The organism is Duganella sp. Leaf61, assembly GCF_001421905.1.
Taxonomy (GTDB): domain Bacteria; phylum Pseudomonadota; class Gammaproteobacteria; order Burkholderiales; family Burkholderiaceae_D; genus Rugamonas; species Rugamonas zoogloeoides.
In genome coordinates this window covers 103,655-116,499 of record NZ_LMLM01000004.1, presented here as the reverse complement: position 1 = coordinate 116,499, position 12,845 = coordinate 103,655, and the positions used below count along the sequence as shown (strand labels likewise).

10 protein-coding genes and 2 pseudogenes are annotated in these 12,845 nt (G+C 54.1%); 2 read left to right on the top strand and 10 right to left on the bottom strand.

Features of this window, described 5'->3' with window-relative positions; genetic code table 11:
* Positions 1 to 287: 287 nt before the first annotated feature.
* The 7 genes and pseudogenes from ASF04_RS27370 to ASF04_RS06985 all read right to left on the bottom strand — a co-directional run bounded on the left by ASF04_RS27370 (position 288) and on the right by ASF04_RS06985 (position 8,078).
* On the bottom strand, positions 288 to 1,136 hold the full coding sequence (locus tag ASF04_RS27370; protein ID WP_156368563.1) for a hypothetical protein: 849 nt from the start codon (positions 1,134 to 1,136) through the stop codon (positions 288 to 290).
* 9 nt (positions 1,137 to 1,145) lie between these two features.
* Positions 1,146 to 1,361, bottom strand: coding sequence for a hypothetical protein (locus tag ASF04_RS07010; RefSeq protein ID WP_056139393.1), 216 nt, complete (start codon positions 1,359 to 1,361; stop codon positions 1,146 to 1,148).
* A gap of 7 nt (positions 1,362 to 1,368) precedes the next feature.
* A complete protein-coding gene (locus ASF04_RS07005; protein WP_056139390.1) occupies positions 1,369 to 1,836 on the bottom strand; it encodes a hypothetical protein in 468 nt (155 codons plus the stop codon).
* A 655-nt stretch (positions 1,837 to 2,491) separates the two neighbouring features.
* A pseudogene (istB, locus tag ASF04_RS07000) lies at positions 2,492 to 3,259 on the bottom strand (IS21-like element helper ATPase IstB).
* A 35-nt stretch (positions 3,260 to 3,294) separates the two neighbouring features.
* Positions 3,295 to 4,817, bottom strand: a pseudogene (istA, locus tag ASF04_RS06995) (IS21 family transposase).
* A gap of 616 nt (positions 4,818 to 5,433) precedes the next feature.
* Complete coding sequence (locus tag ASF04_RS26595; RefSeq protein WP_082488603.1) at positions 5,434 to 6,540, bottom strand: YecA family protein; 1,107 nt, start codon at positions 6,538 to 6,540, stop codon at positions 5,434 to 5,436.
* 179 nt (positions 6,541 to 6,719) lie between these two features.
* Positions 6,720 to 8,078 carry an IS4 family transposase gene (locus tag ASF04_RS06985; protein WP_056139386.1) on the bottom strand — a complete coding sequence of 453 codons (1,359 nt, stop codon included), beginning with the start codon at positions 8,076 to 8,078 and terminating at the stop codon, positions 6,720 to 6,722.
* Positions 8,079 to 9,258: 1,180 nt separating this feature from the next.
* Here ASF04_RS06985 and ASF04_RS26585 point away from each other — a divergent pair.
* The gene (locus tag ASF04_RS26585; protein ID WP_082488601.1) at positions 9,259 to 10,098 is read left to right on the top strand and encodes a TIR domain-containing protein; all 840 of its coding nucleotides are present in this window, start codon (positions 9,259 to 9,261) and stop codon (positions 10,096 to 10,098) included.
* A gap of 159 nt (positions 10,099 to 10,257) precedes the next feature.
* On the opposite strand, the gene ASF04_RS06980 is transcribed toward ASF04_RS26585, so the two are convergent.
* Both ASF04_RS06980 and ASF04_RS06975 read right to left on the bottom strand, forming a co-directional pair.
* On the bottom strand, positions 10,258 to 11,043 hold the full coding sequence (locus tag ASF04_RS06980; protein ID WP_056139385.1) for a DNA adenine methylase: 786 nt from the start codon (positions 11,041 to 11,043) through the stop codon (positions 10,258 to 10,260).
* Between the two features lie 290 nt (positions 11,044 to 11,333).
* On the bottom strand, positions 11,334 to 12,029 hold the full coding sequence (locus ASF04_RS06975) for a hypothetical protein (RefSeq protein ID WP_056139382.1): 696 nt from the start codon (positions 12,027 to 12,029) through the stop codon (positions 11,334 to 11,336).
* A 216-nt stretch (positions 12,030 to 12,245) separates the two neighbouring features.
* Between ASF04_RS06975 and ASF04_RS06970 the strand changes: the two genes are divergently transcribed.
* Complete coding sequence (locus ASF04_RS06970; RefSeq protein ID WP_056139381.1) at positions 12,246 to 12,554, top strand: hypothetical protein; 309 nt, start codon at positions 12,246 to 12,248, stop codon at positions 12,552 to 12,554.
* Between the two features lie 15 nt (positions 12,555 to 12,569).
* Here the strand turns inward: ASF04_RS06970 and ASF04_RS06965 are convergent, their stop codons facing one another.
* Positions 12,570 to 12,845 (bottom strand): hypothetical protein, encoded by a 276-nt coding sequence (locus tag ASF04_RS06965; protein WP_056139408.1) that lies wholly within the window; start codon positions 12,843 to 12,845, stop codon positions 12,570 to 12,572.

Here is a 12,845-nt window from a genome sequence, read left to right as displayed (position 1 = left end):
TTGAAGGCGCCTCCCGTACTTCAGATAAAGCTTTACTGCCCGAAGGCGCTCTTCGTATGAATACATGGACTACTCCCAAATAGTCCAAGATTTTGTCCGCATCCCCCTTGTATCAGTTTACAACCGCTGCTGACAAGTCGGACAGCATCGTCCAATGGTCCTTCTAATCAATCATTAAAAGTGCTTGCGCAGCACCCTGTCCGAACCAAGCTGAAGGCGCTGGGAACACGCTTACACAAGTGCATCCTCCTCATCGTCTGTCAGTTTTGAAATCGTCATCTTCCGGTTCAAAACGTACGGTATATTCCCAGCCCAATGACGACCATAAAAGCAACAACGAAGCCCGTTCTGGTCAAATTATCAGTTACCAGTCTTTGAAACATCCATTTGATCGGGTGTTGGTAAGCTTGGCTGAGTATAATGCCCTCCTCTTTTAGACTACGTCTCAGAAAGACGATTTCTGCCGTGCTATGCTCTGCGTCTTGAATACGCTCACGAAGAAAAACCACTGCACTACGTTCTGTAATCGTCTCTTTCCGCGATGTCATTACCACTAGGTCGCGAGCTTGCATTGGGCGGGATGTGCCGGTGGGCGCGACGTCACCTGTGAAATCGAACTCGATTCCAAACTTTCCGTAAAAATGAATGCGCAATGCCTGTTGTGCTGTCCCCTTCGCCTCGCCTCGTGGTAGTTCGATCGGCCGTACCTGTGCCTCGGGCCATTGCTTTGCCCACTGTACAGCGCGGTTCATGAAGTAACTTCCCAGACCTGCGCCACGAAGACGGCTGGGCTCGATCAGAACGTAGCCACCGCTTGACAGGCAGCCTGAGGTAATCGATACGGAATTGAAGCCACGATCGTAGCAGGCTGCAAATTCACCATCTGGCACGTCACCAGCTAGAGGGTCGTTTCCGAGATCCCAGTAAAAGATGCGCAGCTGGCCTCGGTGAACATTGCCGGCAGAGTCTCGCTCAAATGACTCCCGCTTTTCGACCAGCAACCGATCAACTCGTCTAAAAGCCTTACTCCCCTGTCGACTTTGAACTTCAAGAATGCAAACATCCGCTTGTTTTCGCGATGTTCCAAATTCATCACTTTTAAGTGCGGAGACTAAACGGTCAAATTGCGTATTCACTTCACTTTCCTAGTTGTTGTGGTCGATGTAGGTAACCTGGTCGCCCACGGAAGCATAATCCGCAATGCCACGCGCCGCTGCTCGATAGAAACTCGCATGGTCTCTGTTTTCTGCTAAGGCATAACCGCCCCGATGAAGCCCTTCTTTGCCCAATGCCTCGTCTTGAATCCAGAGGGATAAGGTCCCATTGGGTTGCTGCTCAACAGTCAGTTTGATCTTTCGCATGATTTTCCTACAGGCTTGAGTTGCTTGGTTTGTCGTCGATTTCATGTTGCTTGAAGAACTGTGACCACAACAGAAGTATTTCGTCAGCAATCACAGATATGTGGATCCACTTGTCGTCTGAGTGCACCATCCAGTTCTCCGCTTGCGGCCCAAAGTTCCACGCTCCAAAAGGAGCAAGAAACATATTGTTTTCGTACGCCTCAGTTGAAGGGGTAATCCGGCCGATTTTAGTCAACTTGGAATGCTTCCCCGCGTCACACAAATCTCGGCTAAGCTTGAAAATTTTATTATTTCGAAATCCATCCAAATCGGCCTGCCTAACTAAGCCAGTGTGCCCAACGTAATCGGATATGTGAGTTACCGTAGTGAAAAAATTGTATACATGATCGACGTCGATCTGGTCTGCCATCCTCTTACGTTCGCGCTTTGCCTTTGAAAGCATGTCACCCGGTGTTTGCAATTGAAATAGGGGCATTTATTTTCCTAGAGTGTGCAGTGGGATGTTGTGATCTGCGATCCAGTTTCTTTTTTACAAACCATCGTCCCTGGGGTGGACTGGCTATCACAGAGCATTTCCGACCATGCTTTGTGGCTCTCACATCCGCTCATATCTTTGAACCTTGCACTTACAAAGCAGTTTGATTCCCCAATGCCACAGATGATATATCGAACCCGAGTCTGATCATTGGCGCCTGCGATGCCAGTATCCTTGTTAGCGCATCCAACTATGGATAGCAACATCGCCAAAATGAGCAAAGTTTTCATTTTTTGTTAAATTTTTTTATAATTTTTTTCGGCTATTCATCACGCTCTTGTCAAAACGATTTGTTCCGCTTTTTATGCTTCAACCCCACACTCAGCACAGCAAGCCTTGCTGTCGCCTTTTGTATCGCGAGGTACAACGATCTTAAACCCATCCGACACTTGGTCCAGCATGCAGCCGATGCCTGGGTAAATTGACGGCCAGTCGTTCTCGGACCACAATGCGGTTCCGGTACGACCGCAGATCAGACAGTGCAGGGGAAGCGTATAGCGATTGCGTATTTCGGTGAACGTGCCCACCCATTCCGGTCTATCGTGCCCACTTGCGCATGAGATGGTGTTACGCGGTTAAATTGTAGTCGGTGCGGTCACGATGGGTCGATATTTTTCTCCTTTTTAGCTGTTTTAGGTCGCTGGGCACGCAGCGAGTCGGCGGTCAGCGTGAAGCGGTGGTTGCGCTGCATGACGGGGTCCAGGATAGCGTCGGCGATGGTGGCGTCGGCGATCCAGGCATGCCAGTGTTCGACTGGCAGTTGGCTGGTGATGATGGTGGCCTTGTTGCCGGCGCGGTCGTCGATGATCTCCAGCAGATCCGAACGCGTCATGCTGTCGATGGCCCCCATGCCCCAGTCATCGAGCACCAAAACGTCGGTCTTGGCCAGTTGCAGCAGCCATTTGCCGAAGGCGCCAATGCCGTGCCGAATGCGCAGTTCTTCTTGCAAGCGCGGTACACGCTGGTAGATCGCCGAGTATCCACGCCGACAGGCGTACTGCGCCAGCGCTCAGGCCAGCCATGATTTGCCGGCGCCGGTGGGGCCGGTCACCAGCACGCTGTGGCCGGCGCTGACCCAGTTGCCCAGGGCCAGGCTCATGACATCTCGCCGGTCGATGCCGCGCCCGGCGCGCGCGTCGATGTCCTCGATGGCGGCCTGGCCATATTTGAGGTGCGCGTTCTTGAGCAGTCGCGCCAGCTTGCGGTCATTGCGGGCGTGGACTTCGCGGTCGATCAGCAGCGCCAGGCGCTCTTCGAAACTCAACGCGCCCAGTCCAGGTTGGGCCAGTTGCTCTTCCAGGCCGGCGGCCAGGCCGTCGAGTTTCAGTGTGCGCAGTTGCGCCAGGGTGTTGTGCATCATCATCGCCATGCTCCGTATAATTTATATTGTTTATATCGTTATTGATAGTAGCCAGGACCGCGCAGGTGGACGTGCTCGGGGCTGCCCCATTCTTCGGCGGCCACTAGGTTGCTCTGGTCGCGGTTGTTCTTCAGGATGTCGTTTACATGGCGGTACTGGCAGGCGCCGATCTGCAGGGCCAGCGTGCACGCCGATTCGAGCCGCTCTTTGCCATAGCGTTTGGCCAGCAACAGCAGCCCAAGACAGGCGCGATAGCCGTGCTCGGGATGGCGGTTTTCGGCCATTAATCGGGTCACCGCTTCGGCCGTCGCCGGGCCGATACTGGTCCCCCAGTGGATCAGTCGTTGCGGTGTCCATTCCATCTGGGCGCGGTGGGCGGCGGGCATGTGCGCCGGGGTCGTGGTGAAGCCGCCGACGCGGCTGTTGCGCACGTGGCTGGCGACGCGTTGGCCACGATGGAGCAACTCGACCACGGCCGTGGTGATGCGCGCCTCGAGCTCCTGGCCGACCAATGCTTGCGGCACGCTGTAGCGGTGGCGTTCAACCTCGACGTGATAGTCGATGTGGACCTTGACGGTTTTGAAGCGGGCCATCTCGTAGCGTTGCAGCGGCAGCGGCAACAGGGCCGGCGCGTCGATTTCCGCGAAGGTACTGGCGCGGCTGCCTGGCAGCTTCTGGAACGCCTTGTCGTTCAGCCGCGTGAGCAACGGCGCCATCGCCTGATTGACCTCGTGCACGCTGGCGAACTGTTGATGGCGCAGGCGTGCCATGATCCAGCGCTCGACGATTTGCACCGCCGATTCGGCTTTGGCCTTGTCCTGCGGATGGTAGGGCCGGGCAGGCAAGATCGAGGTGCCATAGTGGCGCGCGAAGTCGAGCACCGTGTCGTTGCCGCGTGGCTCGTAGCGGTTGGCGTCGGCGATCATTGCCTTCGGGTTGTCCGGTACGATGAGCTGCGTGACGCCGCCGTAGAAGCTCAACGCAAGCGCCGTCGATTCGAGCCAGTCGGCCATTGTCTCACGTGGCGTCGCGCAGGCGTAGGTATAGCTGGAGGCGCCCAAGGCGGCCACGAAGACGTGGGCGCGGCTGCCGTCGGTGAGCGCGATGGTCGGGCCAGCGTAATCGATGAACAGCTTCTCGCCGGCGCGGTGGAGCTGTTCATCGAGCGCTTGAGCTGCCTGGCGAAACGACAGTAATTTTCGCAGAACTGCGTGTAGCCGTAGGTCTGGCGATCGGCATAGTCGGCGCGGTGCTCTTCCCACAGCAGCATCAAGGTCATCCCCTTGCGGCGCAGTTCCTGGTGCAGGTAACCGTAGTCGGGCTGCACGTGGTCTCGGGGGCGTTCTGGCGCAACGAGCAGGCGCCTCTCCAGTGCTGCTTCATCAAGCGCCTGGACCGTCATCCAATCGAGGCCCGCCGCTGCGGCCAGGCCAAGGTACTTGGTCACGGCAGCCTTCGACATCCCCAATGCAGCGGCGATCTGCCGGTGCGACAGCTGGGCGTTGAGCTTCAGACGCAGTAAATCTTTTATCTTACGCATATTGATCCTCGGTGCGGGCACGCTATCTCCAAAAAAAGCTGGAAGCGTACCCTCTCGGTTGCTATATGCGTAACATCATCTCGGCGTGATACGACACCGTTCCGGTATCGTGACCGGCCATTCCGGTATCGTGCCCACCGATTCCGGTATCGTGCCCACCGATTCCGGTATCGTGACCAGTGATTCCGGTCACCCCGTCAAACTGGGCACGATGGACCGGAATGAGTGGGCGCGATGGATCGGAATCGGTGGGCACGATGGGCCGGAATCAGTGGGCACGATGGACCGAAATACCCACTTGTGAGGTGCGCGGCGCCGTTTGGGCGGAGATTGATCTGGATGAGGGTATCTGGACGATACCGGCCGCGCGCATGAAGGCTGGGCGCGAACACCGCGTCCCGCTTTCCACTGCGGCACTCACACTGCTCAAGGCGTTGCCGCGAATCGATGCTGCAGTGCTCCCTGGCCGAAGCCGAAGCTCAGCCTTGTCCGATATGAGCCTCACGGCGGTACTGCGCAGAATGGATCGCGGCGACATCATTGGATGAGAGAGCGGGGAAATGTCGCGGAAAGGGACGATATCCACCCATAAAAACATTATCTACTCGATATTTAAATGGTAAATATTAATTACCCATTAAAACCTTGTGAGCTTTATAGCCGAAATATTTTTTATAGGGCCGAATTGCGAATGTTTAAAGGTCCTTAAGATGGCAGACGTTATCGGGTGCATCGCCTGATTGACCCAATTCTTTTCATGCTCGGTCAGGGCGTTATACCAAGCGGGTGAAATATGGCAATTATCCGATGTCAACAAAAGAAAGGCGGCAATTACATTTGCAACATCATTTTTTGAAACTGACTGCAGAGAATCAGCAAATTTAGCTAAAACGTGATCGCTATTCTTAAGCCAACTCAAAAGAAAATAGCTTTTTTTATCTGCAGCAAATGAAGCTATGGCGCCACCAGCGGGGACTTTTGCAGTGACCCCAATATTTTGAATCTGGTTACCAAAAATATCCTCTGCAGGAGACCAAAATGCGGAACATTGAATTGGAAAAACTCGATCGAATTCGATAAGTATCCCATGAAAATCAGACCAATCATTTTCGACGAGCTTATTCTCAAAATCTACTTTGCGAGAGCTCATATCGTTTAGTGCCAAATCATTTACAGCGTTGAAGTCGGAGATTAGTTCCTTACTGAACTTATCTTTGGGCTGCGCCAGCGCTTGCCTGAAGGGGGAGCTATTGGCAGCCTTTAGTTTTGAGTAATACTCCCAAATCACTGCCCTGTAGGATAATAAAAAGCATTGCTGAGGGCTTCCGGTAAATTCCTTATCCTCCAAAGGAGAAAACACTGATTTATCATGATGAGCGCAAAATCCTGGAAACGTTGACGCCGTTTTCCAACCAGTTAAATGGGGCTCGATCCGACCGCCCTGCGCTTGCAGGTTTTGCACGCTTACCTTGAAAGAATAAACGTGTCCATTTTTTTCAATTAAACCTAAACTACCGCTCCGAGAAACTGTATGGGAGGATATTATTTTTCCTCGACATTCTAATTTAAGAGAATTCGGCACCAAGCAAACCGGATTAGGAGCCAATTTTCTCATTCTCGAATCGAGCGCACCCGGATTTTCAACGGGAACTGGATCAGTCCCACCGTGACAGCGCTTATATTTCTTCCCTGACCCACAAGGACATAAATCATTAACCCCAATTTTACTTTTTTTAAATTTCATGACCTGATAATTTCAATATAAATCGACGTAGTTAAATAATCTATTTACATACTAATTTTTCGACGAGTAGCACATCCGCCGTAAAACCGACTTTCGATGCAAAATTTATTTTTAGGCACTCTTCTAAGCTTTGGGTACGTCGGAAGTAATTGTCGCAATCCCTAACTAGCCTCACCTCGTTATACACAAGTCCCCGGTTGGCCACGTTGACGTAGCAGCCGCATAGTTTTTACCGCGACATGGACATCCTTCAGCCCAAGCCAGATTGTTTTGACGCCTGGTTCACCATCGCTCTTGCGGGCCAGGAAACCGCCGACGCAGGCGATCTGTCGCAGGACATCGTTGAGGCGCGGCTGAGCAGGCGGCGTCTTTTCTCGCAGCATATAGGCAGCCTCGATCTCGTCCGGATCGAAGAACAGCACGGCATCGAGGTCGGGACAGGTCCGGCCAAGCCGCATCAAATGGGCGATGCGCCACGCCACCACGAGGTACAGTGCCAAGGCGCGTTCAATGCGTTCGATGGCGCCCAGTTGCAGCGCCTCGACCCGGCACGCATTTTTGAGTACGTCAAACAAAATCTCGATTTCCCACCGTGCGCGGTACCAGTCGATCAGCTCGGCGACGTCCGCGGCCGTGTCGGCGCGGCGATTGGTCAGCAGTCGCCATTCGATGGGTTTCACACCAGCCGGGGCGTCGTATTCGCGTGCCACGATGCAGGTCGCGCTCACGCTCTTGCCTCTCCCCGCCGGCAGTTCGACGCGGCGCGCCCACAACTGCTGGCGCACCGTGCGCGCCTGTACGCCTGGCCTGGCCGACAACGCGAACTCGATCTGGCCCACGGGGTCTGCGGCGCAGGTATGCGCCCACAACTGGTTGCCGTCCGGCAGGCAGCGATTATGAGCGGCGCGCACCAGCCAATCGGCCGGACTGCCCAGCGCCTGAGCGTCTGCCATCAGCGGCAGCATGTCGGCCTCGCGGTCGGCCACGTACACCAGTCGCGTGGCGGGCAGTTGCGGCGCCAACTCGGCCACCCGATCATAGCCTTCAATCCAACGCAGGCTTTCCTTCGGCCCATCGCGTTTGCCCGAGACATCCTTTTTCTCGCGCGCCCACATCCAGCAATCGAGGATGCCCAGCGGCTCGCGCTCAGGCGTAACGGCATAGGTCGGATGCAGATACATGCCACGCCGGACCTCGAAGGTCAGCGGCCCCAAGCCGCGCGCCTGCTGGCCGTTGAAATCCAATTCGGTCGTGTCCTGCAGGCACAGCACAATTTGCTCTACGCCCATGCGCTGTTGCGTTTGCTGCCAGTGCGGCTCCAGGATGTCACGCCAGTCCACGCCCGCGTTGTCGAAAAAGCAGTAGGCCGCCACCGTCTCGCCCCAGCCGTTACACGCCTTGGGCACGCTTGCCGTCGGATCGGCCGCCAATCGTTCCATCAATATCCTCGCTCGCTTGTTCAGGCGCGCATCGCCCAGATCAAGTTGCTCGAATTCCGTCTCCGCCCAGCCTGCCGATCTGTTTGCCAATTGCGCCATGCAAAAGATGAGAGTAAACGCGATTTCGTCTCAGTTTACAAGGGCTTGCCTAACTCATTGAATGTAAACGGGAATTTTCGGGGCCATCAGCTTGCTGTCAGACTTGTGTATAACGAGGTGAACTAGCCTACAGACTCAACGATATCAATTTTTTCACCTTGAAAGCTCACGCATTATCACTGGAAAATTTTTTGGTGCCCTCCCCCGCCCCACTTGAGGCCGAGGACAAAGTCGTTGCTAGGCATTTTTCCCGGTTTTACAGTGGCAACACCATCTGGGAGCGCCGGTGCTTCGTTGCTAGGGCGGCCTTGCTGGAGCTGCTGCCTGGGAGTCGTCCATCTGGCTGCCCCCACCGAGGGATCAGCTGCGGAACTTGCAGCGTGGGTACGAGCGTGGGTAGATTTTGAATGGACGAAAAAAACCCTTGAAATCAAGGGCTTACATCATTTATTGGCGGAAGCGGTGAGATTCGAACTCACGAACGGCGCAAACCGTCGGCAGTTTTCAAGTCTTTCGATTTATCAAAATAAATCAAGCACATACTTCAAAATTCCTTCCGCAACACTCGAAAAAATCTTCTCTTAAGCACTTGTTTCGACTGCAAATTTTCAATGGTTGCGGAAATCATTTCATAGCGTCCGCCAGTTAGCACGCGCACAATCTTTTCCTGTGTAGATTGTTTCCACAAAGCATCTATGTATCATAAAAGCAACAAATAGACTTATTTACTTATGTTTAAGGATATACATATTGATATCCATTGGGAAATAGACGATGCTCTACGTTGCTCTAAGCGACTTTTAAAAGAAGAAATTTTTATGGTCAAAAATTAACCGGGAAAAGATATGGCACTTTACAAATACCCTCAGGCTCTACAACAAAATCAACACGCCAATTTTGATAAAATTTACCCTGTTGGTTCCTCTACTCCGGATCCTGGTATTTATCGCTGCACCTCCTGCGGTGACGAAATAGGGATTGCGAAGGGGCACGTTCTTCCGCCTCAGAATCATCACCAGCATGCCGCCGGATCTGGACCAATCCAATGGCAACTTATCGTTTGCGCCGTATCAAAATAACAATTCGTTAAAAATCTGTGGTTTGTTTCATGTAGCTCTCTCCTCCTTAGGACAAGGCAAAACGGCCTTGATGGAGCCGCCGCTACGCAGAAAGGGAGAGAATGAAGGTATTCATGAGTTGGTCTGGTGCTAGAAGCAAGGCGGCCTCAGAGCTGTTATTTGAATGGACAAAATGCGTCATCCAAGCGGCCCGTCCTTGGATATCTACGAGAGGAATTGGGCGTGGGTCAGTATGGTTTACCGAAATCAATAATGAGTTGCGGGATACCAGTGTGGGAATTATCTGTTTGACCCATGAAAATAAAATTAGCCCGTGGATATTATTCGAGGCTGGGGCGTTAGCGAAGGGATTACCTACAAATAAGGTATGCACCTTTTTAGTCGATCTTGCTCCTCACGATATAAAGGATCCACTTGCCCAGTTTAACCATACAATGCCGACAAGAGATGGGCTTATGAGTTTAGCGGAAACGCTCAATTCCTCTCTCGAGGTACCACTAGACTCCGCTATATTAAATGCAGTTTTCGAAGCGTTTTGGCCCAAGTTTGAGAAAGATTTCGCGAAGATTCTGGAGGATTATCCTCAAGAAGCAGTGATCGAGGCCCGCACCGAGAGCAGCATGCTCGAAGAAGTTTTAGCGATCACCAGAGGATTGAGTCAGCGTGTAAGAATGATCGAAGAACTAAAAGAGGTATCCCCATCCAATAGCGTTGTACCTGCGATTGCAATCGCACTCGCAGCAGCGAGGAGAGCTTCACGCAAACCCGGTGAGTTACCCGGACCAGGAGCAGAGCGGGATGCCCAGCGAATAAAAAATTTGCTCGCTGACGGCCTAAATTTGAATGAGACGATTTTAAAAGTAGCTCAGTCTATCGGCAGAGAACGCGTAACAGCAGCGCTTGAACTTTTGGGCCCGGAGGATCGACTAGGGGGGCTTTAAGGCGAGCAGCAGCTTAGAAGTCAGATAGTCGCTTTAGACTTTGGACTTGAAAATCATAGACTTGCGGAGCAAACACTGGGTTATTCATTATAGAATGCCTGCTCTGTAAGTCGTTGATTTTGCTATGCTTGGCTTACCTCAATAACCCACGTCAGCGGGTCAGAAAAGACCGGCGGGCTCAGCGTCCCTATCCCAACTGTAGATGATAAGCTCGCTGCGCTCTGCGCCCTTCCCACCCCCGACCGTGTAATTGATGCCGGTGGCGTCCATCTGAAAGGCCGCGAACACACGGCGGATGTCAGGATGATCATTCAGGCTAAGAATGGCCTTGCCCTTCAGACGTGACATTAAATCAGCCATTTTTTCGTACTGGTCGAATTCGAAGTCCACACCGTAGCCTGCTGTCTGCCAATAAGGCGGATCGAGATAGAAAAGCGTATGGGGCCGATCGTAGCGCTCCATGCACTCATACCAGTCCAGATTCTCGATATACGCGCTTGCCAGGCGAAGGTGCGCAGCGGATAAGTTCTCTTCGATGCGCAGCAGGTTCACCGGTGGCGCGGTCGTCGCTGTGCCCCAGCTCTGCCCCTCAACCTTCCCGCCGAACGCCTGCTGCTGCAGGTAGAAGAAGCGCGCCGCGCGCTGGATGTCGGTGAGAGTATGCGGCGGCGTGGCCTGCAACCACTTGAACACATCCCTGCTCGACAAAGCGTATTTAAACTGCCGAACGAACTCTTCCAGGTGGTTCTTCACTACTCGATATAGATTAACCAAGTCGCCGTTGACGTCGTTGATTACTTCCACATCTGCCGGCGGCCGCATGAAGTATAAGGCGGCGCCGCCGGCGAAGACTTCGACGTAGCAACTGTGCTTAGGAAATTGCGGGACGATTCGATCAGCCAGACGACGCTTGCCGCCGATCCATGGAATTATTGGCATTGCCATGAGTTATCCTAAATACTGTATGAGCATACAGTATAACAAGGAGCTGACCACCCGCGCGCCTCTGCACCGTGCGTTGACCAAAATCAAGTATCGCAAACGAGGCGAGTCTAAAATTTCCTAATGATGGTATTTTCCGAACGACGCTCACGCCCCGATCGTGCCACCGCCCATACCGTAATGGTGGGCCTGATCTTAGCAGAACAGGATGGCCGCCCCGCCGCTGCCGCCTTCATGGATCGCGCGGGCGTGCCGTTCCGCGTCATCGTCCGCGTGCTGTCGGAACCACTCGATCAGCGACGGTCACCGCCCCCTTGAAGCCCCTTCTGCACAGAGCGCACATAGGCCACCTGCTCAGGCGTTTTGATGTCGAAATCGATTAGCCAACCCTGGCGCAGTAGCCGGGCCGGATCATCGCCGTAGGCGTCGTAGTGCTGGAACCCGGACAACTGGAATCGCTCCTCGCTCATCCATTCGAGCTCACAGTCGAGCAGCGTGCCGACGTGCCGGCTGGCATTGGTGAATTCCGCCCGCGTGGCGTTGCGGCCAAGGCGCTCGTCCATGGCGCCACCAATCCTCAGCTTTCCTTCGCTGACATAGGATGGTCGATCCATAAGCTGGCGGCGCGGTAGCTCCAGGCCACGATCGTAGATGCCGCGCATGCGGTACCCGACCACGTGGAGCGGCTCGTCGAGCTTGCACATCCAGGACTGGGCCGCGTGGACCGGGCCGCGCTCGTTGGCGATGATGTCCACGCCATGCAGCACGAACTCAAATCCTTTCAGCCACAGCAGCTGCACGCTGGCCAGCTCTGCCACGATGCTCTTCGTGCCGGGCGCATAGAGGCGCGCGACCTTCGACGGCCTGCGCTTGCCCTGATCCGTGACCTCGACCACCAGCAGCTCGAACGGCGCAGGCGTGCAGCCCACCCGGAGCGGTTCCGGCAGATAGGCACCGCCCTCTCGCCTGCGCAAGATCCGCACACGCATTTCACCCTCCAATAATACTGTATATGCGTACAGTATAGCGAATTCAGGGTGCTGCGTTTAGACCGGCAAAGACTTCGAGATGCAGTAATGTGACAGCAATCCAGGGCGTGGCGAAGACGACTCCTATCATAAGATCAATAAAATATTATATCCGCGAGGCAACATTAGAGCAAAAAGAAGTACAATGTTTCCGTACGAACACAACATGGATATTTTATGAAACTTATCTCGACAATTCTGGCCCTTTTCAGCATCGCGGCTTCCTCCTCGGTCCAAGCCCAAGCTGAATCCCAACTTGCTAGCACCCGAATAGTTTATAACTGCGGGGCAAGTGGCTGCGTCGTCAATTGCGCTAGCCCCTCCGGTGCATGGTACCAACTCGATCGCGCCTATAACAAAGTGTTCATGGACACTTACTCGAACGGCAATGTTCAATATGTCTTCGAGGATGGCGCCCGTGGCGTGCGCGCAGCGATGCTGTCTCCGGCCAGCCTACCCTGCAAGATAAGTGGCTTGTCGGGCTAATTCGGCATTTCTATTTCACCGGCAGCCAGCCATTGCCGCCTCCACCAACCCCTCATATTTCCGTCCGACTGTCCAGTCGCGAGCCAGCGCCAGAACCTTGGCGCCAGACGGCGCATCCTTCGGCAACTTGTCGAACTCGTACACCGGCGCCACTGGCACGTCCTTCAAACACGGCGTGTGCACCGGCACGTAGACGGTCTGCGTCGCCGGTGGCGCGGTGCCGCAGCCGGCCAGCAGCGCGGTAAAGCTCAAACTTGCGAAATTTCGATATATCGCAAGTTTCTGGTTCAT

Bases quoted from the DNA above. Each gene is read 5' to 3' on its own strand.
- ASF04_RS06965 (WP_056139408.1), bottom strand. From the start codon at position 12,845: ATGAACCAGAAACTTGCGATATATCGAAATTTCGCAAGTTTGAGCTTT.
- ASF04_RS06970 (WP_056139381.1), top strand. From the start codon at position 12,246: ATGAAACTTATCTCGACAATTCTGGCCCTTTTCAGCATCGCGGCTTCC.
- ASF04_RS06975 (WP_056139382.1), bottom strand. From the start codon at position 12,029: ATGCGTGTGCGGATCTTGCGCAGGCGAGAGGGCGGTGCCTATCTGCCG.
- ASF04_RS07010 (WP_056139393.1), bottom strand. From the start codon at position 1,361: ATGCGAAAGATCAAACTGACTGTTGAGCAGCAACCCAATGGGACCTTA.
- ASF04_RS06980 (WP_056139385.1), bottom strand. From the start codon at position 11,043: ATGGCAATGCCAATAATTCCATGGATCGGCGGCAAGCGTCGTCTGGCT.
- ASF04_RS07005 (WP_056139390.1), bottom strand. From the start codon at position 1,836: ATGCCCCTATTTCAATTGCAAACACCGGGTGACATGCTTTCAAAGGCA.
- ASF04_RS26585 (WP_082488601.1), top strand. From the start codon at position 9,259: ATGAAGGTATTCATGAGTTGGTCTGGTGCTAGAAGCAAGGCGGCCTCA.
- ASF04_RS06985 (WP_056139386.1), bottom strand. From the start codon at position 8,078: ATGGCGCAATTGGCAAACAGATCGGCAGGCTGGGCGGAGACGGAATTC.
- ASF04_RS26595 (WP_082488603.1), bottom strand. From the start codon at position 6,540: ATGAAATTTAAAAAAAGTAAAATTGGGGTTAATGATTTATGTCCTTGT.